17 protein-coding genes, 1 pseudogene and 2 other annotated features are annotated in these 26843 nt (G+C 34.6%); of the genes and pseudogenes, 15 read left to right on the top strand and 3 right to left on the bottom strand.

Annotation, left to right across the window (positions count from 1 at the left end):
- Positions 1-41 precede the first annotated feature (41 nt).
- From V7S50_RS19265 to ileS, 5 genes are all read left to right on the top strand, one after another.
- On the top strand, positions 42-371 hold the full coding sequence (locus tag V7S50_RS19265) for a DUF2085 domain-containing protein (RefSeq protein ID WP_242251755.1): 330 nt from the start codon (positions 42-44) through the stop codon (positions 369-371).
- 29 nt (positions 372-400) lie between these two features.
- Positions 401-619 carry a hypothetical protein gene (locus V7S50_RS19260; protein WP_242251756.1) on the top strand — a complete coding sequence of 73 codons (219 nt, stop codon included), beginning with the start codon at positions 401-403 and terminating at the stop codon, positions 617-619.
- A gap of 149 nt (positions 620-768) precedes the next feature.
- Positions 769-1647 (top strand): class I SAM-dependent methyltransferase, encoded by an 879-nt coding sequence (locus V7S50_RS19255; protein ID WP_242251757.1) that lies wholly within the window; start codon positions 769-771, stop codon positions 1645-1647.
- 310 nt (positions 1648-1957) lie between these two features.
- On the top strand, positions 1958-6160 hold the full coding sequence (locus tag V7S50_RS19250; RefSeq protein WP_242251758.1) for a bacteriocin-processing peptidase family protein: 4203 nt from the start codon (positions 1958-1960) through the stop codon (positions 6158-6160).
- Between the two features lie 92 nt (positions 6161-6252).
- Positions 6253-6492, top strand: a binding site (T-box leader).
- Between the two features lie 53 nt (positions 6493-6545).
- Entirely contained in the window at positions 6546-9647 is a 3102-nt protein-coding gene (gene ileS / locus V7S50_RS19245) for an isoleucine--tRNA ligase (protein ID WP_242251760.1), read from the top strand.
- A 51-nt stretch (positions 9648-9698) separates the two neighbouring features.
- Here the strand turns inward: ileS and V7S50_RS19240 are convergent, their stop codons facing one another.
- A complete protein-coding gene (locus V7S50_RS19240) occupies positions 9699-10784 on the bottom strand; it encodes a DUF418 domain-containing protein (protein ID WP_242251762.1) in 1086 nt (361 codons plus the stop codon).
- A gap of 1 nt (position 10785) precedes the next feature.
- Entirely contained in the window at positions 10786-11370 is a 585-nt protein-coding gene (locus tag V7S50_RS19235) for a TetR/AcrR family transcriptional regulator (protein WP_242251763.1), read from the bottom strand.
- A gap of 277 nt (positions 11371-11647) precedes the next feature.
- On the opposite strand from V7S50_RS19235, the gene V7S50_RS19230 reads away from it, so the two are divergent.
- Complete coding sequence (locus V7S50_RS19230) at positions 11648-13159, top strand: M36 family metallopeptidase (protein WP_242251766.1); 1512 nt, start codon at positions 11648-11650, stop codon at positions 13157-13159.
- A gap of 106 nt (positions 13160-13265) precedes the next feature.
- Here the strand turns inward: V7S50_RS19230 and V7S50_RS19225 are convergent, their stop codons facing one another.
- Positions 13266-13745, bottom strand: coding sequence for a hypothetical protein (locus V7S50_RS19225; protein WP_242251768.1), 480 nt, complete (start codon positions 13743-13745; stop codon positions 13266-13268).
- Positions 13746-13808: 63 nt separating this feature from the next.
- Here V7S50_RS19225 and V7S50_RS19220 point away from each other — a divergent pair, with 63 nt between their 5' ends.
- The 9 genes and pseudogenes from V7S50_RS19220 to V7S50_RS19180 form a co-directional block, all read left to right on the top strand.
- Positions 13809-15191, top strand: coding sequence for a UDP-N-acetylmuramoyl-tripeptide--D-alanyl-D-alanine ligase (locus V7S50_RS19220; protein ID WP_242251770.1), 1383 nt, complete (start codon positions 13809-13811; stop codon positions 15189-15191).
- 66 nt (positions 15192-15257) lie between these two features.
- Positions 15258-15469: a binding site (T-box leader), on the top strand.
- Between the two features lie 108 nt (positions 15470-15577).
- A complete protein-coding gene (aspS, locus tag V7S50_RS19215) occupies positions 15578-16876 on the top strand; it encodes an aspartate--tRNA(Asn) ligase (protein WP_242251772.1) in 1299 nt (432 codons plus the stop codon).
- Between the two features lie 196 nt (positions 16877-17072).
- Positions 17073-17837 carry a vWA domain-containing protein gene (locus V7S50_RS19210; RefSeq protein WP_242251774.1) on the top strand — a complete coding sequence of 255 codons (765 nt, stop codon included), beginning with the start codon at positions 17073-17075 and terminating at the stop codon, positions 17835-17837.
- 11 nt (positions 17838-17848) lie between these two features.
- Complete coding sequence (locus V7S50_RS19205) at positions 17849-18622, top strand: hypothetical protein (RefSeq protein WP_242251776.1); 774 nt, start codon at positions 17849-17851, stop codon at positions 18620-18622.
- A 29-nt stretch (positions 18623-18651) separates the two neighbouring features.
- Positions 18652-19014 (top strand): hypothetical protein, encoded by a 363-nt coding sequence (locus V7S50_RS19200; protein ID WP_060630646.1) that lies wholly within the window; start codon positions 18652-18654, stop codon positions 19012-19014.
- Between the two features lie 31 nt (positions 19015-19045).
- Entirely contained in the window at positions 19046-23053 is a 4008-nt protein-coding gene (essC, locus tag V7S50_RS19195) for a type VII secretion protein EssC (protein ID WP_242251778.1), read from the top strand.
- Between the two features lie 127 nt (positions 23054-23180).
- On the top strand, positions 23181-23453 hold the full coding sequence (locus V7S50_RS19190; RefSeq protein ID WP_000807831.1) for a WXG100 family type VII secretion target: 273 nt from the start codon (positions 23181-23183) through the stop codon (positions 23451-23453).
- A gap of 83 nt (positions 23454-23536) precedes the next feature.
- Positions 23537-26212: a tetratricopeptide repeat protein gene (locus tag V7S50_RS19185; RefSeq protein ID WP_242251779.1), complete on the top strand. Its 2676-nt coding sequence runs from the start codon at positions 23537-23539 to the stop codon at positions 26210-26212.
- 23 nt (positions 26213-26235) lie between these two features.
- Positions 26236-26843: pseudogene (locus tag V7S50_RS19180) on the top strand (hypothetical protein); the annotation flags it as partial.

The raw sequence follows: 26843 nt of genomic DNA, 5'->3' as shown, positions 1-26843 counted from the left end.
TGCAAAATCAATTAAAATCTTTTTAGAGAGGGTGATTCATATTGATCCGAACTTTAATTTTGCAAATTCCTTGTCATAGAAGAGCGGAAAGAAGTTTCCTTAAACTACAAAAGTACATACCTTTATGTGCGCGTTGTACAGGCATGCTTATCGGTATTTTAATGTTTCCAATTTATTTTTATATAACCCCTTCATTTCTTTTGGCAATCATACTATCATTTTCTGCTCAAATTCCGTTACTCATTGATGGTTTCACCCAAAAGTGGAAACGGAGAAGCAGCACAAATTTGCTAAGAGTAACTACCGGTGTATTAAGCGGTAATGGTATGGGGTTATCCATTTCGTCTAGTGTTATATGGATATTATCTTAAGGTATATAGTAACGGAGGTATTTACATAAATGTTCTGGGTTTACTTAATTCTAATTTTTATTTCAGGCGGAAGTGGAATCGGTTTTATAATTCAAAACAAGTATACAGAAGCAATAATAGCTTTTGTTATTTGCGCACTACTGATTTGGCTGCTGTATTATTATCTTAAAAGAAACAAAAGAAAGAGAAAATCAGATTGTGGTGATGTAGACTGTACGGATTGTTTAGATTGTGATTGTTCGAATTAAACTTCTAGTTATCTACCTTTCTTCCGAATTAAAAGCTAGCGTATCTTTAAAATACACTAGCTTTTTTGCTTTGAAATTTTAGGAATGACGTAGGAATACGGCTATTATATAGAGAACTGTAGTTTTGTATATAAAAGGAGGCGTTCAACTTGGAAACGTACGATTGGAACAGTAAACTAACATATTTAAAAAACACAAGAGACTTATATTACAATGACGATTATGTAAGCTTTTTAGTAAATACAGTTTGGAAGATCACTAAGCCAGTACATATCGTTGATTACGGTTGTGGATATGGTTATTTAGGCTTAATATTAATGCCATTACTTCCAAAAGGATCCAAGTATACAGGCATTGATAGTGGAAAAACATTAATAGCGGAAGCGAGAGAGTTGTTTCGTTTACTCCCATATGAATCAGAATTTATTGAGGGAGATGCTACAGAAATTGAATTGAACAATACATACGATATGGCAATTTGTCATGCTTTCTTGTTACATATGAGTTCACCAAAAACGATGCTACAAAAAATGATGCATTCAGTTAAAAAGGGCGGAAAAATAATCTGTTTTGAACCACATTGGATTTCAAATATGTCTTCATACGTGTTAGATGGGGAGGAGCAATCGGAAATTATTCAGCTAGGTATTTTGCAAAAATTATTTGAATGTGATACGAAGAGAAACGGTAAAGATGGCAATATCGGCATGAAAATACCGATGTATTTAAGTGAATTAGGTGTGAAAAATATTGAGTGTCGAGTGAGTGATAAAGTGAATTTTTTAGACGCTAATATACATTACAAAGATAAAAACGATTTGTATCATTCTTTAAAAGAAGAGGGAATAGCGGGCAATCCAGGAGATAAACAGCAATTTATAGAACGTTTAATGGCCAGGGAATTAACATATGATGATGCGCTAGCTCAATATGAAGCTGAACTACGATTTTTTAAAGCATATCATTTACATTCCTCTTTAGTATACGCTCCGAATATGAAAATTACATTTGGTGAAATAGTATGTTAAAGGGTAGTAATACGATGAAAAATGTCGCTGAATGTCGATATTCGACATATAATCGCTGATATATTTGAATTATCGCCGATATAATTTTATGTACAGAGTTCACCTTTCGAAAGATAAGATCCACATGTTACGTTATTACATATAATCAAACAAAATACAGAGAAAAACAATCATTTTTACTATATTTTGTTATAAATTTGAATAATATTAATTAATACCACTCATTATAAGTGATTTTAGTTGAATACCTACTATATGATGTGTAAAATCTAAGCAAGTAGCAGTTTAAATAAATATTCGAGGTGAATACATGCTAGATTTTAAGCAGTTAGATGCTTGTTTGAAAGACAAGAGATTTATAGATGGATTACAGGAAATAAATAATGAAATTTCATATATAAAAGAAAAGAATACTTTATCTTATTTGAAGAATTGGCTTGCTAATATTCCTTCACATAAAGAGTTTGATATATTAATACGTCTTACTGATGAAGGGCTTATGCACCAATACAGTTCATTCCTCATTCGCTATGCATATAAAAAATTCCCAAATATGAGAACGCTCTCTTTATATTGTGATGAGTTAATCGATGAGCGGAAAATACTTGAAGTAGAACAGTTGTTAAAAGATTCGTTAGAAGAGGTAAATAAAGAAGAAATAAAAGTTGATCTTTTAGCGAAAACATATTTTACGTTAGTACGATGTTTGCTAGAAATGAAACGAAATGAAGAAGCCCTTTTTTATATGAAAAAGGCAGAAGAGTACAGTGCACGTGCTGTATTTGATAAATGGGGCTACGTCTATATGCATACAGGTGAATGGGAGAAAGCAGAAGAACAATTTATAGCTGGCATGCAGCATAAAGATTGTGAAGAGTTATCTACCTATTTATTATCACAGTTATATGCGAATAAAGGAGAACAAAAACGTGCATTACAGCTAATTGATGATGCGATTGTAAAGTTCCCGCAAGTACCATATTTTCATTTTGAAAAGGTAAAATATTTATTAGATTTAGAGAAGTATGAAGAGATGTTAGCGGTAATAGATAATATAAATAATCAGCTCCCTTATCATGCTTATAAAGCTTATTTTGTACATTTACGTGCAGAAGCGTTTTACAAAATGAATAAACTTGTAGATTTACAACAGTTATTAAAAGAAGAAAAAAGTTTAAAAGAGTCTTTATATCATAATTTAGAAAAAAATCCAGATGGAAAAAAGGTTCACTTACCTATAGTTCCAATTGTACAAAAGGATAATTATTGTGTGCCGACAAGTTTAGAAATGATGTTGCAGTTATGGGGAGAAAAACGTACACAAGATGAAATAGCAGAGTTTATTTTTGATATGACTGGCTCGAAGTTTTCAGATACTGTTTCTTATTTAGAAGAATTAGGTTATGAATATCGTTATTTTAAAGGGAATGTGGAAAATTATAAGAGACTGCTAGATCAGGCGATTCCCGTTTTATTAAGTATAGATATTGAGCATGCTTCACATGTGCAAGTGCTAGCTGGATATGATGATACGTTACAAGCTTTTTATGTTCAAGATCCGAACTTTATAGAACCAGTTATTGTGGAATATAGTAAGTTACAAGAAAAATATCGTTATACAGGTTGTTTAGCGATTACGTTTGTTCCGAAAGAAAAGAAGGAACAATTATCATTTTTAAATGAAGAAGAAAATCATTATTTTAAATCCATTTTTTCTTTAACGGATCATTTAGATGAACAAGATAAAGATGGGATTCATAGCTTAGTACAGTTTTTAAAAGAGACGAGTGATAATCCGAATACGTGGTTATATACGATTAAACATTTAGATGTTGAAGTAGATAATAAGTTTATTTTATCTTGTATTGAAAAGTTAATGGAGAGGTTTCCGAACTCAGATTTTGTTAAATTACATGGTGCGCAGTGCTTTATTCGCCTTCAAGAATTAGAAAAAGCAGGGCAAATGCTCGCGAGTGTTGAGAAGAAAAATAATCGTGCTTTATATCATTTAATAAACGGAAGATATGCTTTTGAACAGGAAAGTTATATAGAAGCAATTTCAAGTTTTCGTTCCTCATTACAATTAGATGCAGATCAGCCGATTGCTTGGAGTTTTCTCGCATTATCATATATGTATATCGATCAATCTGAAAAGGCATTGCAGTTTTCTCAAGTTGCTTTAGAACGTAGTCCAGAAAGATTCACTTTAACGAATCACGGGTTAATATTAATAGATTTAGAAAGATATGAAGAAGCGTATGAAATCTTTAACGATCTGTTAAAAGAGTATAAAAATGAAGCACATGTATGGTATGAGCGAGCGAGATGTGCGCATCATTTAGGGAAATTATATTTAGCGATAAAAGGGCTTAAAATAGCGATTCATTTGGATAGCAATGCACCTTACATTTATACGAAACTTTCGGAAATATACGAATCTGATTTGAAGGATGAGGAAAGTACGAAAGAAATTTTATCAAAAGGTATTGAGAATTGTGATGATAAAGCACCTCTATACGTAAAATTAGGTGATTATCACTTTCAAAATGATAGTCTGGAAGAAGCAGAAGTATTGTATAAGCGTGCTTTAGAAGAAAATGATGAGGATGTTTATTCTCATTTCGGACTTACACAAGTTTATATGGCAAGAGAGCAATACATGGAAGCAAAAGAATATATTCTCGGTATTGAAAAACAAATTGAAAAGAGTCAAGATTTTCATATGAATGCGGGAATGGTTTTATGGGATGCTGAGGTTGAACTTGGTGGAAATGAAGAAGGGTTTAAAGTAGCGTTGTCTAAGTTAGAGAGTGGTATAAAGCAGAGCGAATATAATGTAGCAAGTGCGTTAGATGAATATGTGAATCGAATTAAAGGAACTGTATTTGTACAACGAGGGATAGCATTTTTAAGAACGCTACACAAAGAAAGAAATGAAGTAAGTGAATTCGGTTGTTATACAGGTATTTTATATGAATCTATTGGGCAGTACGGCCAAGCGATGAAAAGATATAATCAGGCGATAGAACAAAAGGCAACAGCATTACCTTATTACCGAATTGGTGAAACACTTATGGCATTAGGGCAATTGGTGGAAGCAAAACAAGCGTATGAAACATGTTTAGAGCTTGATGGGAATTTCGTAGGTGTACATTTACAGCTTGCAGAAATATACGAAAAAGAAGAAAACCGCTCTAAAGAACAAAGTCATATGGTTCAGGCAATGAAAGAAGAGCCGCTGCATATTAATATGGAATATTTGGCACAGCTTTCAGTAGAGATGAATCTTCAGGAAGAGTTACTGACTGAACTGGAACAATTAGCAGACGAAGTACCTGAAATATGGCGATTAGATGCGATTGCCTACGTATATGGAGCGATGGATGAAATAGATAAAGAACAAGCGCAGATTGAAGAAGCACTACAAGTAGATGGTGAGCATACAGAAGTTCTATATCATTATGCAAAAGTATTAGTGAAAAATAGAAATGCAAAAGCGATTGAAATTGCAATGAAAGTGATACAAAAAGATGTAAAGAATGAACGTATATTTGATGTATATGTAAAAGCGACAGAACAACATAAGAAATTGTCTAACATACGAGATTTTCTTCATACATTAAAAGTGAAAAAAGTAGAAAGAAGTATGGCATTTATGTATGCTGCATCTGCGGTTACAGAAAGATGGATTGAACGTCAACAAAATGAACAGCCGAAAAAATCCATATTTACGAGAGCTTTTTATCGTATGAAAAACCGTGCGAAAGAAATTTCGATTATTACTACAATCATTGATTTATATGAAATTTCCTTAAAGTTAAATTCGAAAAATAGTATGGCAGCGCAGCGATTTGCACTATTTTACGAGAATGTGGCGATGTATAAAGAGGCAAGAGATGTATTGCAAACATCGTTAGAACATAAATGGGATTACGATGTAGCGAAGCAACTTGTAAATCTTTTCATAGAGTGTGAGGAAGAAGATATGTTACGAGATGCTTCGGAATTAACAAAGCAAATGGTTCGAGAGTTACCAGATGATTATGATACCCTTCTTCTGCAAGCACAAGTCTACTTTAAAGCAGGGGAAGTAAGAAAAGCAGAAAAGATTACCTTACAATTAACGGAGCAAACGCCGTTTGTAAGTAGAGCGTTTCTTACTTTAGGAGAAATGTATCAAAGTCAAGAAAGGTTTGAAGAGGCAATTCATGTATTGAAAAATGCTTCTATACACCATCCAAATGAAACTGCAATTCTTCTTTCTTTAGCATCTTCGTATCATGGTGCCGGACAAACGATAAAGGCAGAAAAAATAACAAATGAAGTATTAACAATTGATGAGAGTGATTTGTTAGCAAGATACGATCGTGCTTGTTATTTAGCACAGTTAAACAGAATGGAAGAGGCGAAAGAAGAGCTTGAAATTGTACTTCGTGAGGATGAGTCAGGATTTTTCGCTGAACTTATCGAGGATGATGAAAACTTAGCAGCATTGCGAGAATTTGAAAAGTAATTGTATACGAATAGGGAAAAAGAGTAAAAATATATTTTGAATTAGTTGACAATTTATTGCCCGATGGAATAGAATAGCTTTTAACAAAGTATACAAATCTGAAGACGAGAAAGAGTAAAATAGTGTACTGTTCCCCAGAGAGCCGGTATATTGCTGAAAGCCGGTGTGCAGACGTTATTTGAAAATCATCTCCGAGGAGCCGAGGCTGAAAGTGAGTAAGCCCGGACGGATGTCTACCGTTACAAAGAACACGTATGATAGTACGTTGCTAAGTGCTATTAGTGAAGAGCTAATAGAATTAGGGTGGTATCGCGGGTAAACCCGTCCCTACTTCATAGGGACGGGTTTTTTGTGTGCTTTAAAATATTCAAAGGAGTGATTGTAGATGAAGAAAGTAGATGTAAAAGAGTCAGCTGTAGGGAGAGAAACACGTATTCGTAAACAGTGGAACGAGCAAAGCATTTTTGAGCAATCAATTCAGAATCGAGAAGGCGCACAATCTTTTGTGTTTTATGAAGGACCACCAACGGCGAACGGACTACCGCATGTAGGTCATGCACTTGGACGAACAATTAAAGATGTAGTAGCAAGATATAAAACGATGGCTGGTTATAAAGTATTAAGAAAAGCGGGATGGGATACACACGGTTTGCCTGTAGAATTAGGTGTTGAGAAGCAACTCGGTATTTCTGGTAGACATGAAATCGAAGAGTATGGAATTGAGCCATTTATTAAGAAGTGTAAAGAGAGTGTATTCACATACGAGAAGCAGTGGCGTGAATTCACTGAAAGTATCGGTTATTGGGTAGATATGGATGATCCATACGTTACGTTAAAGAATCCATATATCGAAAGTGTATGGCATATTTTAGGGACGATTCATGAAAAAGGATTATTGTATAAAGGGCATAGAGTTTCACCATATTGCCCAAGTTGTCAAACTTCACTAAGTTCACATGAGGTTGCACAAGGGTATAAAACAGTAAAAGATTTAAGTGCAACAGTTAAGTTTAAAGTAAAAGGTAGTGAAAATGAATATTTCCTAGGTTGGACAACAACACCTTGGACACTTCCAGCAAATGTTGCACTCGCTGTACATCCAAATATGGAATACGTTAAAGCGAAACAAGAAGGTCATGTATACATTGTTGCGAAAGAACGTGTACAAGATGTATTAAAAGAAAACTATGAAGTACTATCTGTTCATAAAGGGGAAGAATTATTAAATACTTCTTATACAGCACCGTTTCCAATGAAAGAAGTTACAAATGGTTACCGTGTAATCGGAGCAGATTTCGTAACGGCAGATAGTGGTACTGGACTTGTTCATATCGCTCCAGCATATGGGGAAGACGATTATAGAGTCGTTCAAAGTGAAGGATTGTCATTCTTACATGTTGTAGATGAGAAAGGTGAGTATACAGAAGCAGTACCATTTTTGAAAGGTAAATTTGTAAAAGATTGTGACGTAGATATCGTTCGTTATTTAGCGAAGGAAGGTTTACTATACCATAAAGAAAAGTATGAACATAGTTACCCGCATTGCTGGCGTTGTGATTCACCGCTTCTTTATTATGCAGGAGAGAGTTGGTTAATCCGAACGACTGCAATTAAGGAAACATTTTTACAAAATAACGATACTGTTACTTGGTATCCAGATCATATGAAACATGGACGCTTTGGTAAGTTTTTAGAAAACATGGTGGACTGGAATATTAGCCGAAATAGATATTGGGGAACACCATTAAATGTTTGGGAATGTGAAAGTTGCAATCATCAATTTGCACCGAAAAGCATTGCTGATTTAAGAAAGCATAGTACGAAAGAAACACCGGAAGATTTAGAATTGCATAAGCCGTATGTAGATGAAGTGCAAGTTTGCTGTGAAAAATGCGGAAGTACAATGAATCGTACACCAGAAGTAATTGATGTTTGGTTTGATAGTGGTTCCATGCCATTTGCGCAATATCATTATCCGTTTGAAAATAAAGAGTTATTTGAAGAACAGTTTCCAGCAGATGTAATTGCAGAAGGAATTGATCAAACACGCGGCTGGTTTTATAGTTTATTAGCTGTATCAGCACTATATACAGGAAAAGTACCGTATAAACGAGTGTTATCACTAGGGCATGTTCTAGATGAGGAAGGACAGAAAATGTCTAAAAGTAAAGGGAATGCACTAGATCCAGTTGATTTAGTAGAGAAGTTTGGTGCAGATGCTCTAAGATGGGCTCTACTCGTTGACAGTGCTCCGTGGAATGCAAAGCGTTTTTCTGAAAGAACAGTACTGGAAGCAAAATCTAAATTTGTAGATACGTTAGTCAATGTGTATAGCTTCTACGTTTTATATGCAAATTTAGATGAGTATAATCCGAACGAAACGTATGATGTAAAGCGGACGAAATTAGATGAATGGGTATTATCAAGATTGCATAGCACAACGAAAAAAGTGAGAACAGCGCTTGATGATTATCAATTTACGAATGCAGCTCGTGAAATCGCGGCGCTTGTAGATGAAGTAAGTAACTGGTACGTAAGACGATCACGTAATCGTTTCTGGGAATCTGGTATGAATGCTGAAAAAGCAGCTGCATATGAGACACTTCATGAAGTGCTTGTAACAATTAGTAAACTAATTGCACCATTTACACCGTTTGTCGCTGAAGATATTCATTTGAATTTAACTGGAAGTAGCGTTCATTTAGAGGATTATCCAGTTGTAAATGAAAGGTTACTACAGCCTAAATTAGAAGCGGAAATGGATGCTGTTTTACAAGTTGTTGAACTTGGAAGAAGTAACCGTAATCAACATTCTTTAAAAGTAAAACAGCCGTTAGCAGAACTTGTATTACTGGAGCATAACGAGAATGTTATGGATTGGGAATCTTATCGTGATATCGTTATGGATGAACTAAATGTAAAATCGTTCCACGTTGAACTAGATGAAACGAAGTATACATCCTATCAATTAAAGCTGAATTTTAAAACGGCGGGACCGAAGTTCGGTAAGAATGTAAATGCAGTAAATGGTTGGCTAAAACAATTATCACAAGACGAGGTACAAAACTTTGTATCTACAGAAAGAGCAGTTTACGAAGCAGCCTCAGGAGAAGAAGTAGTTGTAACAGCTGAAGATGTAATGGTTGAAAAAGTTGCAAAATCAGGCTTCTCTAATACGACTAACGGACAATATACAGTAATGTTAGATACAAATGTAACGGAAGAATTGTTACAAGAAGGAGTAGCACGTGAGTTTATTCGCGCCGTTCAAGAATATCGTAAGCAGTTGAATTTACCAGTAAATTTACGAGTGGATGTTATTCTTGATACAGAGGAAGAGCTGAAGCAAACATTAACGAATCATAAAGAGTTGTTGGAAGAAAACTTACTCGTTAAACAATTTACATTTGGTCACTTAACGAATGAAGACGATGAACTTTCATTAGGTGAGACAAAAGTCCGCATTAAATTAAGTGCTGCTCAGTAAAGAAAAAAGGAAGTTGGAATGATTCCAACTTCCTTTTTGTATGAAGGTAAATTAACTAGCTAATTTCCTCATAATCCATTCGATAGGTCCTCTAGAAAATTTCTTTCTCCATAATATGCTAAACAAAATACTGAAAATGAAAAATGCAGTAGCAAATAATAAAACAAAAAGTAGTGTTTGATGTTCCATTCTATTTAATAGAATTAATGTCCCAATCCCGATAAATACATGACTTACATAATGAGTTAATGTTAATTGTCCGGTTTGTACAATGGAAGTAACAAACCAATTATTTTCAAATTTTTCAGTGATATAGAGGCAAATTATTAATATAGAAAAGGCTGATCCAGTAGCAGATAAAATGTATAATAAATTTGGTAAAATGGGTCCTGTATTAAACAAAAATGTAGCTGCCTCTTTGCCGATGTATGGAATAAAGTAGTAGGTAAGTCCTTCTGATAAAAGTTCTGTCAATATTGTGGTTGTAATACCGAGAAAGAGTAATCTCTTTCTAATTCTCCTATTATGAAGGTCTAGTCGGCCAATTATCATACCGATTAAGAAGAACGAAAACCAAGGGAAAAAAGGGTGATAACCATTAAAGAATAGATTGCGAAGAAAACCGTTTACTGTCCAGAAGTCTACATAGTTTATAAATGGAGTAGGGCCTCCCCAACCTTCGAAAGTATTGAAAGTAAGCTGAAGAGATTGTGCCAAGAGTAGGATAATAATAGATAACAATAGTAATGCTTTTTTTCGTACTGTAATGAGTAATGCAGCAACGAAAAGGTAAACACCGTAGTAGTGTAATATATCCCCAGTCCACTCCATTACGTATAAAAGTAATCCTAAAATAAATAAGAATAGTGCCCGTTTCCATATGATTTTTCGTCTATTAGAAATTTTTATTTTTTCATTGCTAGCAACAGATGATCTAGTCATTAAAGATATGCCAATTCCAGCAAGTATAACAAATAAGGCAGAAGCTCTACCTTCAAAAAGTGACATGAAAGTTATTAAAAATGGGGGACCATTTCCTTCTGCACCTGTTATCACCATAAAATTAACAAGCAGCATACCAAACATCGCCAAAGCTCTAGCAAAATCCAATCCGATAATGCGCTTTTTTGTATTCACTTCAATCCCTTCTTTCAAAAATGCTGTTTACAGCCTCAATCCATATTTGTTTATAATTCATATCTACATGTAACATCATAAAATTCCCGATATTATCAAGCACTAATGCTAACATATGAGCTTTTGAAACTAGGTTTTTATTTTCAATTAATTGAAGTTCAGTTGCTTTTGTAAGGAGTGATTCAAATCCTTGTAAATATTCTGTTTGCACAGTTAGTAATCGCTCTTTGTACATATCGTTTCTTGAAGATAGTAATACATATTCTTGCAACACACGATTAAAATATGGATCGTTAAGCTGTTCATCTATCATTTTAAAGCCAATTTCAACACATTTCTCAACAAAATTTTCTTTCGTAAATGCTTCTGTATCGAAAAACGCAGAAAACTGCATAGCCTTGCATAATTCAGTAAAGATAACTTCAATTAAAGAATCTTTAGATTTAAAGTAATAATATATAGATGGTTTTGCAATCCCAACTTCCTCAGCAATCATCGTATAAGTTGTTTTAACAATGCCGTATTCAGCAAATAATCGGTAACTAACATCCATAATTGAAGAGAAGGTTTCTTCACTTTTACTCATTGTAACGCCTCCTTTCATAAAACATATCATGAATTATTTTTATTTTCAACCTACCGTTAGGTAAAAACAAGTCTGTTCTTCATACGGTTCTTTTAAAAATTTATTTCATTTTACATGCAATTATTGAGAAAGTTTCATCTGTAATAAATACAAAGGTAATAGAATTGTTCATAGAGAATTAAACGTAGATTCAATTTTTATCCATCCATTTTGTAAAGAATGATTGCCTAGTGGTAATGGGAAAAGGTTGGGCTACTTTATTAGGGGGAGTGGTTCTATGTTTAATAAAAAAATGGTGGCAATGGCGATGACTGTGCCATTAGTAATGGGGACGCTTTCTACTGTTTCTGCAGTAGAGACAAAGAAACAAGTAAAGGTGGAAGCTTATTCGCCACAGAAAAAAGCTATTGAATATTTAAAAGGGAATGCCAATCAGTACGGATTAAAGCCAGACCTTTCAGACTTGCAATATATTTCTACAACAGAAACGCCTGTAGCTTCATATGTTAGGTTCCAACAAGTTGTGAATGGTGCACCTGTATTTTCAAATCAAATTACAGTAACTCTAAACGGAGAGGGAAAGGGTGTACTTGCTGTTTCTGATTATCAGCCTGTTACAGGTGTGAAGCAAGTAACGGAAAAAATTAGTGAAAAAGATGCAATACAAAAATCAATGGCGTATGTTGGAGAAGCAAGTGAGCAAAACTTATGGGCTCCTACAGATAAAGAATTTGGATACGTTATTGAAGAGGGAATTGCTCGTCCAGTATATAAAGTGGTTGTCCATTCTAATAATCCATTTGGTGCATGGGAAACATTTATTGATGCGGAAAATGGAAAGTTAATTAAAAAGGTGGATATAAACCGAAAAGTAGAAGGAACAGGAAAAGTATTTTTACCTAACCCTGTCGTATCAAGTGGGAGTTTAGCAGGATTAAAAGATAATAACGATGCAGATTCAACAGCGCTAACGAATCAATTAAAAACTGTTACGTTAAAAGGTTTAGATGGGACAGGATTTTTAATTGGAGAGTATGTAACGATATCTTCAAAAGCGAGAACAAAATCTACAAACTTACAATTCAACTATACACGTGCAAATGATAGCTTTGAAGATGTGATGTCGTATTATCATATTGATACATTGCAGCGTTATATTCAAAGTCTTGGTTTTCAAAATATTAACAATCGTTCCATTAAAGTAAATGTAAATGGAACAACAGCTGATAACTCATTTTATTCACCATCAACAAAGGCTTTAACTTTCGGTACTGGAGGAGTCGATGATGCAGAAGATGCTGGCATTATTGCGCATGAATATGGACATTCAATTCAAGATAATCAAGTTCCTGGGTTTGGAAGTTCACTAGAAGGCGGAGCGATGGGAGAAGGATTTGGTGACTTCTTAGGTGCTACTTATGAAGATGCTGTATCGACTACAGGTTACGGAAAAGCGTGTGTTGGAGAGTGGGATGCGGCGGCTTATTCTAGTTCAGATCCAACGTGCTTACGCCGATTAGATACGAATAAAGTGTATCCGAAAGATATAAAAAATCAAGTACATGCTGACGGTGAAATTTGGTCACAAGGACAATATGAGATGGCACAAGCTTTTGGCCGTGATGTTGCAACAAAAATTATTTTACAATCACATTGGTCATTAACGCCAAATTCTAAATTCAGTGATGGAGCAAAAGCGATTAAGCAAGCAGATGCTCTTTTATATGGCGGACAACACGCTGCTGATATCGATCGTATTTGGGCGGCAAGAGGAATTAGTACGAATTAATATAAAAAGTCGTGGCGTTATAAGCCACGACTTTTTAATTTGCTTAAGAACTGGTACTAGTAAATTAAGCTATATGAATGATAGTGTGAATTTATCCGCATTCCATTTATTTTTTCTCGTCTTTAAAAACAAAATGCTCTTTAAATTTCCTAGACTCAACTTTTTGACCGTTTCTCATTGAGCGGAAAGGGTGTTCTTGCCAAGTAATGATTATATCAACCTCATCTGCTTTTGTAGAAACAGGGAAGTTAGCATGTTTAAATCCGATTTTCCCGCTTGCGAGACGACTTTCTTTTCGTGAAAAGAGTTCGTATTTTGTTTTCATATTTGGTTCATTACGAAAGACTTCAACTTGAACGTTATATACTTCGTTTTTGCCAACATTTTTTACTGAAAATTGATAGGTTTGAAATTCATCTTTTTTAGCTTGAAGTACCTTGTTGCTTATTTTTTTCGGTTCATCAATATTCACTTGCCATTGATCAGAGTTTTGGGAGATGGGTAAAGATTTTGGTGAGTAGGCGTATGTTTCATTCACTACAATTAGGCATAACAAAAGAAGAAAGAAACTAATCGCTTTTTTCATATTAACACCTCACTATAAAATTTTTATTAATATGCGTAAATAAAACGGTAAATATGTAATTAAATGGAAAAAGGTGATACTTTGATTCAAATGAATTTGAAAAAACTTAAAGAGATAGTAAATGGAGAAGGATTACAAGAATCCTTTCATCTTATAGAGGTAGATGGTGTCTGCATAAATTCCAAAAATATTAAAGAAGGAAATTTATTCGTTCCAATCATTAGGGTGAAAGATGGGCATGAGTATGTGAAAGAGGCAATGGATAATGGGGCTGTCGCTTCCTTATGGAAAAAGTCTTACGGTACTCCGCCAAAAGGGATTCCAATTATATTTGTAGATGAAACTTTGTTTGCTTTGCAACAATTGGCACAATTTTATCGAAGCGAGATAAATGTAAAAGTAATAGGAATTACCGGTAGTAATGGCAAGACTACGGTAAAAGATATAATAGGAGGCATTTTAAGTTCAACTTATAGAGTGCATAAAACAAAGGGAAATTTTAATAGTCAAATCGGTTTGCCGTTAACAATTTTAGAAATGAAACGAAATACTGAGTTCTTAATACTTGAAATGGGAATGAGTGAAAAAGGACAAATTCGAAAATTATCACGAATAGCTCAGCCAGATGTAGCGATTATTACAATGATTGGACAGTCTCACTTAGAAACGCTTGGATCAAGAGAAGAGATTGCGAAGGCTAAATTTGAAATTGTAGACGGATTAAATGACGATGGACTGTTTTTATATAATGGTGATGAGCCATTACTTTCTCAAAATATTAATATGCTAGGTATAGAATGTAAGTCATTTGGTGGAAAGTATACAAATGATTTGTTTCCAACAAACGTACAATTAGATGAATATGGTGTTCATTTTAAATTAAATAATTCAAAAATACAGTACGATGTTCCCTTACATGGAAAACATAATATTTTTAATACGATTGTCGGAATCGCTGTAGGTCAATTTTACAAAGTCCCTATAGAAAAAATACAAGAAGCATTGCAAGAAATAAATATTACACAAATGCGCTTTCAGTTTTTAACCGCTAAAACAGGTTTTACAATTATTAACGATGCATGGAATGCCAGTCCTTCCTCCATGAAGGCTGCAATTGAAACGTTACAGAAATTAAATGTCTATAATAAAAAAATTATAGTGATTGGGGATATGTTGGAGTTAGGGAGGAAAGCTGAAACATATCATAGAGAAATTGGTAAAATGTTAAATGAGGAGAGCATTCAATATGTATTTACGTATGGAGAGTTAGCCGAAATTGTAGCGGAAGAAGCAAGAAAGAACTATCATACAGGAAAAGTACAGTCATTTGATAATAAAGCCGAGATAGCAGAGGAAGTATTGAGAGTTATAACGAAAAAGGATGTTGTTTTATTGAAAGGTTCACGTGGAATGGCTTTAGAGGAGATTGTACAAAACTGGATGTGAAAAATAAAAATATATTTAAAAGTGCTTGCATTTTATAGGGTGAAGAGATAGAATACTCTGTAAATATAAAAAGTGATGATCAGGAAAAGTACATGATGCAAAGGTCTACAGAGAGCAATCGGTTGCTGGAAAGATTGCGATACCGCATGATGGAAAGACACCTGTGAGTGTTGTTTTGAACGTGATAATTAGTAAAAGCAAACGGTACCTACCGTTATCAGGGCTAAGATGGTCATTATGACAATTTGGGTGGTACCGCGGAAAAATCCGTCCCTATTTTTAGGGGCGGATTTTTGTATTCTTTGAAAGGAGGTGAGTGACCGTGGATGATGACGATGACAACAACAATAACGTAAATAAATATAAAATTACTGGAGGGAAATGTAATGGGTCAAATCATGAAACGTTCACTCACAAAAGAATGTACGGAGCAAAGCGGAAAGGTTGTATCACTTCAAGGATGGGTAAAAAAGATTCGTCATCTAGGTAATGTTAGTTTTTTATTATTACGGGACAGAACGGGAGTAATTCAATGTGTATTAGAAAACGAGTTAGCTGGATTCAAAGTCGATGTAGAAAGTGTTGTCCACGTAATTGGTGAAATAGTTGAGACGTCAAAAACAGAATTAGGCGTAGAAGTACTTGCTCACGAAGTGAAAATATTAAATGGCGCAGAACCACTTCCGTTTGAAATAAATAAAAAGAAGTTACAAGTTGGCTTAGATCAACTACTGAATGAGCGGGTATTATCATTAAGACATGAGAGAACCGCAGCGATATTTAAAGTGAAATCTACACTCGTTCAGAGCTTTAGTGAATTTCTTATAGAGAACGATTTCACACGTATATTTACTCCGAAAATTGTTTCGCAAGGGGCAGAAGGAGGAGCGAATGTTTTTAAGCTTCCATACTTTCAAAAAGAAGCTTATTTAGCACAATCACCACAGTTTTATAAACAGATGATGGTAGCTGGGGGGTTAGAACGTGTTTTTGAAGTTGCACCTGTTTACAGAGCGGAACATCATAACTCTTCTCGTCATTTGAATGAATATATATCGTTAGACGTAGAACTTGGATTTATTCATGATTTTTATGAAGTGATGCAATTAGAAACGGATGTTTTACGATATATGTTTCAACAAGTAGCAAAAAACTGTGAAAAAGAACTACAACTATTACAAATAGAAGTACCTATTATTACAGAAATACCTAAAATCACATTGTTAGAAGCGCAAGAAATTTTGAAAAATAAATACCGGAAAGAGTCGCCAATTGGAGATTTAGATACAGAAGGTGAAAAGCTACTAGGCAAATATGTGAAGGAAACATATAAGAGTGAGTTAGTTTTCATCACATATTATCCGAAAGAAGCTAGGCCGATGTATACGATGCCGAATAAAGAGAATTCATCTATTACTGATTCATTTGACTTATTATATAAGGGATTAGAAATAACATCAGGGGCACAGCGAATTCATAATTATGATCTGTTACTTGCTTCTTTTAAAGAAAAAGGATTACATCCAGATACATTTCAATCTTATTTAAATACATTCCGATACGGTTGTCCCCCACATGGTGGTTTTGGAATTGGATTAGAGAGAGTTGTATACAAACTATTAGAATTAACAAATGTACGAGAGGCGAGTGCTTTTCCGAGAGATTGTACGCGTCTTATACCGTAATAATAAACCCCTTCTATAGTATAGAAGGGGTTTATTCCTTTCAACATATGTTAAAAGGAATAAATTTTTTGTGTGAAAATATGTAAATTATATTAAGAACATTTTATAATGAATTGAGAAAAAGAAAATTCATAAGTTATAATGAAATATGAATATAAAAAAAGTTCATATAATAATGTATGGAAGGGTATGAAACATGCTATATCAAACACAAGCAACACAACAAACACCAGCGTATATAATTTACCTTCTTGATGTAAGCGCATCAATGAATCAAATGATGGATGCAGGGGGAGAAGAAAAAAGAAGAATTGATATTGTAACGGATGCTCTTTCTTTAGCAATTCGCCAAATGGTATTTCGTTCAACAAAAGGTAGTCGCTTGCTTCCAAGGTATAAGTTATCTATTTTAGCCTATAGCGATCATGTTTTTGATTTATTGGGCGGTGTGAAAACAATAGACGAGGTAGCAAGACTGCGCCCATTAGAAAAAATTCAAACGCATCGCTTAACTGATACAGCAAAAGCTTTTTCTGTAGTGGAGAAGTTATTGCAAAAGGAATTACCAAATTTACAAGATGGACCAGCTCCTGTGGTTTGTCATATGACAGACGGTGCTTCAACTGGTGAAGATCCAGAATTAATTGTGCGAAGAATTATGGATATGTCTGTACCTGATGGAAATGTGCTAGTTGAAAATATTTTTATTTCAGATGAAATTATGCAAGAACAAATTACTAATATAAAGAAGTGGGAAGGAATTATGTCAAATACAGAAATTACGGATGAGTATGGTGCAAAGTTGCAAAAACTTTCATCGCCTATTCCTCAAAGCTATCGTGAGATGATGACTGAATATGGTTTCCATATTGCAGATGGTGCGGTGATGATGTTTCCTGGTACAAATGCGGATTTAGTGTCACTTGGATTTCAAATGTCTGCTGCGACGCCGGTTCGGTAGGAGGGAGAAATATGGTGAAATATATCCTGTCGCAAGAGAAAGAAACGGTATTGCAAGAAAAGAAAAGCAAACATTTTACTTATCGATATAGTTATGTAAGAGCAAAAGAAACACAGGATTTAAATGAGAGTGGACAGGACTTCCTAGTATTTCAAGATAATGGAACTAGTTTCATATTTGCGTTATGTGACGGTGTAGGGCTGTCTTTTCATGGTGAAATTGCTGCGGAGTTTCTTGGTATGAAGTTATTAAACTTGTTTGAAACATGTCAAGAAAGTGAACTGGATATTACTACATTATTAAATGAACAGTTAAAAAATTGGATAGAAGAAGCTTCAGAGGAAGTGAGTGCATTTCGATTGCCAGAAGAAACACCGTGGTTACTACGCGATGTTTTGGAAGAAAAGCGAAAACAAGGTAGCGAAGCGATGTTTATTGGCGGGAAAATAGAACGCATTTCAAATCAAGATAAGGCACAAATAACGTTAGTTTCACATGGTGATTCATTTGTGAAATTGTTTCAAAATAATGAGAATTGTTCGGATGTAATGAAGTTTGAGAGAAATATAGAGAAAAGATGGTCTACACAGCGTGGCATTATCGGTGGGGAATTGGCCGTTTTTTCAAAGACATTATCTAGACACGAAGCTAATCGGATAGTTATTCATTCAGACGGACTTGTGTCGCTTAAACAGTATAACTTTGAGGAAGTGTTAAAAGAAATTGAGAGGGCGCAGAACTCCCCGACAAGCGATGATATTTCATTTTTAGATGTTTCTTGGTAACAAACACGATGGAAAAAAGGTGAATAAAAGTGGAAGAGATTATTGTGACATACATAAAACAGTCAAATGAAGAGATAGATATTGCAATTCCTAATGATGTGAAAGCAGTGCAAATTATTGAAGCAATTTTACATCATGAAAAAATAGATGAAGCATTGAGCGGTATCTATGAAATTAGAGTGGCAAAAGATAAAGAAGAATGGCATTCTATTCGAAATGATGAAACGTTGCGCGATAATGATGTGTGGGATGGACAATATGTAATGCTATATAAAAAAGGATCGATTATCCCTTCTTTTGAAATGCTACCGGCAGAAGAAGTTTATAATGAACCGGTTAAACAAGATATATCTACTAGTGAAGAAGATTATGTATGGAAAATTATTGAGTAATAGTTTTTGAATGGGGAAGGAGAAATGTTTTGTGCAAAAATCACCGTATTTTCAACGCTCTCCGCGTGTGAAAGTAGATATACCAACAGGGGATGTTATTATTCATGATCCGCCGAATATACCGGAGGAGCCGAAGTTTTCAATTGAAACAATGTTACTGCCAGCAATGATGACGGTTTTAACATTGGTATTATATTTTGTAATGATGAAATTTATGAAGATGAATTCAAGTTATATGCCATTAATGATGGTTTCAAGTATTCCAATGTTGGGATCATATGTAATTACAACGATGGGGCATTTCCGTAAAAAGAAAGAACATCGTCAAATGGTTGAACAATTACAAACAAGATATTTAGAGCAAATTCAAAAGCATCGAGTGGAATTAGATACGCTAAAGGTTGAACAAGCAAAATATTTAATTACACAAAATCCAAGCCCATTAAAAAGTGTACAAAGAATTGAAAACCGAGACAGTAATTTATGGGAGCGTACACCTGAAAGTCCAGACTTTTTAGATATTCGTATTGGTACAGGAGAAAGACCATTCCTTGTAGAATTGAAGGTACCTGAGCAGAAAGGTTATGAAGAAAATCCATTAGTTACAGAAGCGCAAAATGTGAAAAGGGATTTCAATACGATACCAAATGGACACATTTCAATTTCTTTGAAAAAAAACGACGTAATTGGTGTAGTCGGAAATAAAGAAGATAGACTAAACTTTATTCGAATTGTAACGACACAAATTATGACGCATCATGCACCGAATGAAGTGAAAATAGCAGCCTTTTATCATGAGAAAGAGAAAAAACAATGGGATTGGATGAGGTGGCTTCCTCACGTATGGGATGAACAGAGAAGTATGCGCTTTTTATCTGAAAATCAACAAGATGCACAGAAACTAGCTGAAGTACTATTTACCCCACTTAATATGCGTAGAATCTATAATTCTTCTGCGCAAGCGGATGCAAAAGTTCCTTTAATTCCAATGTACGTCTTTTTCTTATCAGCGAGAGAATTTTTAGAGGATGACCCTTTAATTCCAATGTTACTTAGAGAAGGTGAAAGTGTAGGAGCTTCTACATTTATTTTTGCGGAACAAAAGGAACGCTTACCGATGGAATGTGATCTTGTAATAAGCTTAAATGGAGAAAATGGTGAGTTAGTAGAAACGTTTTCAAGTTCAGCTGAAAATAGTGGGACAACGCGTGCTAGTTTTAAAGTAGATCGACTTTCATTCGAGCGATGTGAACTAGGAGCGCGAAGCATTGCTCCAATTCGAATGAAAAGTTCTACAGCAGCCAACATTCCGAAAGTATTAACATTTTTAGACTTGTTTCAAGCTAAAAACATGGAAGAGTTACAAGTGCTAGAGAGATGGAAAGAAAATAGATATCCGACTTCATTACCGGTTCCAATTGGTGTGAGAGAAGGAAGTAAACCTGTTTTTCTAAATATTCACGATAAAATAGAGAAAAAAGGGCATGGTCCACACGGTCTAATGGCTGGTACAACAGGATCAGGAAAAAGTGAAGTGATTCAGTCTATAATAGCAGCGTTAGCAGCAACCTATCACCCTCATGAGATGGCATTTATGCTTATCGATTATAAAGGTGGTGGAATGTCAAACACATTTGCTGGATTACCACATATTATTGCATCTATTACGAACTTAGAGGATCCAAACTTAATTGAGCGTGCCAGAATATCATTAAAGGCAGAATTAGAGCGGAGACAAAAATTATTCATTCAGGCTGGAAATGTCCAGCATCTAGATGAATATTATGAAACAAGCTGGCGTGAAAAAGAACCTTTACCACATTTATTTATTGTTATTGATGAGTTTGCTCAAATGAAAAAGGAACAACCTGAATTTATGGACGAGCTAATTAGTGTCGCTGCCATAGGAAGAACTTTAGGGGTCCACTTATTATTAGCAACTCAAAAACCTTCAGGGGTTGTAAATGACAAGATTTGGAGTAACTCGCGTTTTCGAATTTGTTTACGTGTACAAGATGACGCGGATAGTCGTGAAATGTTAAAGATTCCAGATGCATCTAAAATCAATGTACCAGGACGAGGGTATCTCCAAGTTGGTAGCAATGAAGTATTGGAATTATTCCAATCTGCATGGAGCGGAGCACCTTATAATCCGGATGAAGAGAAAGTTCTTGATATTGTTGACTTTACAGAAGTGAAGCTTTCCGGTGAAAGAATAAAAGTGAAAAAGCGTCCAAAACCAATGACAAATAGTCCAAAGCAATTACAGGCTTTTATTCAATATGTACAGAGCGTATCAGAAAAAGAAAATATTAAAGCATTACCAGGACCATGGCTGGATCCATTACCAGAAAAATTATTGTTAAAAGAATTTTATGCTATGGAAAATTGGACAATTGCTGATTGGAATAAACCGAAAGAATATTTACAAGTAACAGTAGGATTAATTGATGATGTTGCAAATCAAGCACAATTTCCTCAGAAATTAGATTTACAAGAAGGGCATTTAAATATTTATGGTATGCCAGGTACAGGAAAAACGACGATGTTGCAAACAATTATTATGTCCTTAGCTGTATCTCATACACCAGAAGAAGTGAATTTCTATGTTATTGATTTTGGTCGAATGTTCTTAGATTTTAGAGATTTACCTCATATAGGCGGGATTATACAAGAAGGCGAAAATGAGAAAATGAAACGTCTATTCGGATTTTTAAAGAAGGAAATCACGCATAGAAAAGAGAGTTTTTCTAATATCGGTGCAAAGTCATTCTCTATGTATAACCGAATGGTAGAAAAGAAAATACCAGCTATAGTAGTAATGGTAGATGGTTATATAAGGTTCAAAAATGAATTTGAGAAAGAAAATGAAGTATTAGAATTATTATTACGCGAATCAAGTACATACGGAGTATATTTCTATTTCTCTCTGAATCAAACAATTGATATGTTCGATCGTGTTCGGAATAATATACCGATGGCACTTACATTTGAATTGCAAGATGGAACAGAATATCATAACTTAGTTGGCAGACCTAAATTCCCATTAATTGAAGTTCCTGTTGGCCGTGGATTAATGAAAGGGCAACCGCCGGAACTATTCCAAGCAGCATTGCCGTTTATTGGTGAAAGTGAACTTGAGTACTCTCAACAATTAAAAACAATTATTCAAAAAATGAATGGAGAATGGAATGGTGAAAAAGCAAAAGCTATTCCAATGGTACCTAAAGAAATATTTGTAGAGCATATGATTGAAGAATTAGAAACAGCCCAAATTTCAGCAGGTATAGAAACAGAGGACATTCGTTTGCAAAGTTTTTCTTTAGACGAAATGAGTCATATATTTGTTGGGGGAAGAATAGAAGGTGGAAAAACATCGCTATTACAAACGCTTCTGTTCACGACTGCATACCAATACTCTCCAGAAAAGGTTGAGCTATACTTAGTAGATCTTGGTGAAAGACCTACAGGCATATTAGCTCTGGGAGATTTACCTCATGTAAAGAAGAAGGTTACAGATAGTATGCAATTAAAAGAAATGTTAGATGAATTGTTAGAGTTAATAAATAATAGAGAAGCAGTAATGCCTTCTATAGATTCAAACGTAACAGTGGAGTTTTCATATAAGAGGATAATCATTGCAATTGATGATATTGATCAAATGTTAACTGTATTATCTACTGATTATGAGGCAAAAAACAAAATGGAACTAATAGTCCAAAATTGTAAAAATAAAGGGATTCACTTTATGACTGCGGCTACTACGTCTAGCTTAAATAGCTATTCACATGAAAAATGGTTTGCAGAAATTAGAAAGAGAAGTATTGGTTATTTATTGGGAACGACACAAAATAACGATGTGTATTTCTTTAATATGAAACTGCCACATACTGAAATGGATCAAGAATTATTAAGCGGGGATGGATATTGCATACGTAGAAAGCCAATCAAAATAAAATGTGCATATACACCATTACATTTACTTCGCACGATGACAGATAAAATTAGTGTGAAATGGTCTGAATTAAAAGTGAAATAATATTAAAATAGGGTTAAATTACTAGAAAATAGAATTTTTTTGTAATTTAACTCTTTTAAAATTGTATGAATATAGTTTATAATCTAATTGTTGTATCATTTATGATTTGAAAGGGGAAATTATTACGATGGCAGAAATTAAAATCACACCAGAAGAACTTGAAAGAATCGCAGGAAACTTTAAAAACGCAGCAGGAGAAGCACAAAGTCAAATTAATAGACTTGAAGGCGATATTAATAGTTTAGAAGGACAATGGGCTGGGGCAACACAAGCGAAGTTCCGTGGAGAATTTATCCAATCTAAACAAGCAATGCAGCAATATATTCCAATCTTAGAGGGTATTTCAACAGACTTAAAACGTATTGCTGATAAATTCCGTAACACAGATAACGCATACTAAGAATAGAACAATTGCAAAAGATCAGGAGCTATTGTTCCTGGTCTTTTTTTTGAAAAATTGTTATACGAGAGTAAGGGGATAAAATGGGATTCCGACCAGAAGTAGGAGAAAAAATTAGTCTTAATAAAGATGTTTATCGTTTTGAGAAACACCCAGCTGTAATTGGTATTGAAATGCCCTATGGTCAAGAGGGAAGACAAGGAACAGTCTATCAATTACAACAGGAAAATGGTGTGGAACGAATTGCATTAAAAGTTTTTAAGGAACGCTATCGCGAGGAAAAACATCAACTAGCATTTTTGAAACCACTTTCTTCCTTAGTAGGTCTTAAAGTATGTTCACGCTATATCGTTACTAAAGAAGAACATACATCTGCAATCGAAAAATCAGAAGATCTTGCTAATAGTATTGTAATGCCTTGGATTGAAGGTCCAACTTGGGCTGATATTTTACAAGAACAACTAATGTTATCAAAAGAACAATGCTTCTTTATTGCAGAAGCATTTCTTACAACACTTAAAATGATGGAGGAAAATGAAGTTGCTCATAATGATTTATCGTCTAGCAACGTACTCATACCTTTCTTAAGTGAAAATCGAATTGAAGGCCAACACTATATCGAACTTGTTGATGTTGAGCAAATGTATGGTCCAAAAACGAAAAGACCTTCGTTATTGCCAGCAGGTTCAGCGGGCTACGCACCAATGTATTTAAAAAGTGGAGTATGGCAAAAAGAAGCCGATCGATTTGCAGGTGCCATTTTATTAGGAGAAATATTGAGTTGGTGTAGTGAAGAAGTTCGAAATAAAAAATGGACGGATGCAAGTTACTTTAAAACGGAAGAAATGCAGACAGAATGTGAAAGATATACGTTACTTCAGCAAGTATTACATAATCAATGGAATGGGGAAATTGCAAAATTATTTAAGCAGGCATGGAGTAGTAACTCTTTCGCAGAATGCCCAAGCTTTGCACAGTGGTACGATGTATTTAATAGCGTGAGAGAAAGAATAAAAATTGATGCGGAAAGGCAGTCAGCAGAAGAACACTCTCTTTTTGTATCAAAATGTTTGGAAATTGCAAGATTATTAGAAGAGAGAGGATTTAAACAAGCGGCATTATATGAGTATAAAATAATTTTCAATTCACTCAATCCATCAACAGCTCTGCAAAAAGAACTCGCATATATCATTCAAACTATGGAGAGTCAAGAGCCTGAAATAAATAAAAAAATGGTCCTACAGCATTATTTGGAATTAGCTACTGAATTGGAACGAGAAAACAATGCAGCATTTGCTTGTTTCGTCTATTCACGAATCGTACAATTTCCAAACATTGATCAGGCATTAAAGCAGGAAATTGAAAGCATTATTGAAGAGATAAAAGAAGGACAAGGAACAGAGTCGCAGCAAGAAGTAGCAGCTACAATTACAGTTCCAAATAGTATTCTACAGAGCCGGAAACAGACGAAAAAACAAGTGGAATATGATATAGATGATGAGATTTTAAATGCAAAAGCATCAAATCAACCACTTACAGTAGCGCATGAACAAAGTGAACCATCAGCTTTTTCTACATGGTGGAAAAAGAATAAAAAGCGAATTTTGATTATTGGTTCAACTGTAGTGGTTGTTATAGGTGGTTCAACGTTATTTTATTTCTACACAACAAACGCTAAATATCAAAAGTTTATGGAACAAGCACGACAAGCTTATGATGATAAAAAATATATAAAAGCAGAAGAAGCTGTTGGGCATGCAATTGCTGTGAAGGGTAAAGACGAGGCATATCTCCAATTAGCAACGATTTACGTTGCTGAAGGAAAAAATAAAATTGCAATCGATTATATTACAAAACTAATAAAAGATAGAGAAATAGATAAAGAAAATAATGAAGCTGCTTATTTATTAGCTTCAGCAAATTTCCGCATTGGAAAATATCAAGAAGCAGTGCAAAATTTTGAACAAGCGTTAGCGAATAATGCAAAAGGAATTGAACCATACAAAAAAGATGCGATGCGAGATTTAGCTGTAAGTCATATGAAAATGAAAGAATTTGAAAAGGCAGAAGATGTTATTGTCAAAATGAGCACGAAAACAAATGAGGATAAGGCAATTGTTTCGTATTTAAAAGGTCAACTTTCAACAGCAACTGTACAGTTAGACAAAGCAGAATCTTTCTTTAAAGAAGCTATTATGCAAGATTCAAAGAATGCCATATATACAATTGAACTTTCAAATTTATATGTGCTTTGGAATAAAACAAACTTAATTGATAGTGCGAAGAAAGAAATAAATTATCAACAAGCATCGCACATTTTACAAGTAGCGATTCAAAAAGATATGAAAAATATTGAGTTGTTAAATCAACTAGGAATTGTGTATTACGAAGCGGGCCAGTTTTATGAAACGCGAGATGGCGCAAAGAGTACTGCTGCATATCAGCAAGCGTTAGAAGCTTACAATAGAGTTGTCAGCAGTGGAACACGCGACATAAATACACTTGTAAATATAGGGATTTTATACGATAAAGTGGGACAAGGAAATGAAGCAGAGAAGCTTTTCACAGAAGCATACTCACAAAACGATGAAAATCCGCATGTGAATTTTGCATTCGGGATGTTTAAAATTAAACAGAAAAAATACGAGGAAGCAAGTCGCTTCTTAAGAAAAACAGTGCAGGCAAATGAAAATGAATCTGAAGTAAGAGCCGCGCAAGAAAAACTAACAGAAATGAAAACAAACGGTTGGATTCAATAAAGATAGGAAAAGGGGAAAAGGACATGGAGGAAAACAATAATAACTTAGGGAAAAAAGTCGCTATATCAGTAATGTCAGTAGCTTTACTAGGAACGTCAGGATATCTTGTTTATGACAAAGGCTTTAGGACAGCAGGAAAAGAACCAGTAAAACTAGCAAGTAATACAGAAGAGAAAAAAGATGATCGTATTACAGGGGGCGATTTACAATCTATGTTCCCAAATTTAGTCGCTGATCCTGCAAAAAAAGATGAAAAACCCGGCGAAAAACCAACTATTAATTTAGCAGATTTAATTGGAAATAATAAATCACCAATTACACCAGTAACGTATAAACCTGATGAAGTATCGGTGGAAAAGAAAGATCCACAAATCAAATTATCAGATGCACCAACTCCACAAAAGTTAGATTTGCCAACTAATATGGTTGGACCTGTGGCGGATATTCCTAAGTCACCAACCGAGGCGAATACACCAGTGGACCCTAAGTTACAGGTAGATCCGAACGCTAAGCCTTCAGTAGATCCAAATACGCCAGTGGTAGATCCAAAGCCACCAGTGGTAGATCCAAAGCCACCAGTGGTAGATCCAAAGCCACCAGTGGTAGATCCAAAGCCACCAGTGGTAGATCC

It is taken from the genome of Bacillus sp. CCNWLW194, assembly GCF_037120585.1.
Classification (GTDB): Bacteria; Bacillota; Bacilli; order Bacillales; family Bacillaceae_G; genus Bacillus_A; species Bacillus_A basilensis.
The sequence above is the reverse complement of the archived record's forward strand: the minus strand, read 5'-3'. Positions and strand labels throughout refer to the sequence as shown.

Excerpts from the sequence above, each read along its gene's own strand:
- ileS (WP_242251760.1), top strand. The coding sequence starts at position 6,546 with ATGAAGAAAGTAGATGTAAAAGAGTCAGCTGTAGGGAGAGAAACACGT.
- V7S50_RS19185 (WP_242251779.1), top strand. The coding sequence starts at position 23,537 with ATGGGATTCCGACCAGAAGTAGGAGAAAAAATTAGTCTTAATAAAGAT.
- V7S50_RS19220 (WP_242251770.1), top strand. The coding sequence starts at position 13,809 with ATGGAAAAAGGTGATACTTTGATTCAAATGAATTTGAAAAAACTTAAA.
- V7S50_RS19250 (WP_242251758.1), top strand. The coding sequence starts at position 1,958 with ATGCTAGATTTTAAGCAGTTAGATGCTTGTTTGAAAGACAAGAGATTT.
- V7S50_RS19260 (WP_242251756.1), top strand. The coding sequence starts at position 401 with ATGTTCTGGGTTTACTTAATTCTAATTTTTATTTCAGGCGGAAGTGGA.
- aspS (WP_242251772.1), top strand. The coding sequence starts at position 15,578 with ATGGGTCAAATCATGAAACGTTCACTCACAAAAGAATGTACGGAGCAA.
- V7S50_RS19205 (WP_242251776.1), top strand. The coding sequence starts at position 17,849 with ATGGTGAAATATATCCTGTCGCAAGAGAAAGAAACGGTATTGCAAGAA.
- V7S50_RS19190 (WP_000807831.1), top strand. The coding sequence starts at position 23,181 with ATGGCAGAAATTAAAATCACACCAGAAGAACTTGAAAGAATCGCAGGA.
- V7S50_RS19235 (WP_242251763.1), bottom strand. The coding sequence starts at position 11,370 with ATGAGTAAAAGTGAAGAAACCTTCTCTTCAATTATGGATGTTAGTTAC.
- V7S50_RS19210 (WP_242251774.1), top strand. The coding sequence starts at position 17,073 with ATGCTATATCAAACACAAGCAACACAACAAACACCAGCGTATATAATT.
- V7S50_RS19225 (WP_242251768.1), bottom strand. The coding sequence starts at position 13,745 with ATGAAAAAAGCGATTAGTTTCTTTCTTCTTTTGTTATGCCTAATTGTA.
- V7S50_RS19230 (WP_242251766.1), top strand. The coding sequence starts at position 11,648 with ATGTTTAATAAAAAAATGGTGGCAATGGCGATGACTGTGCCATTAGTA.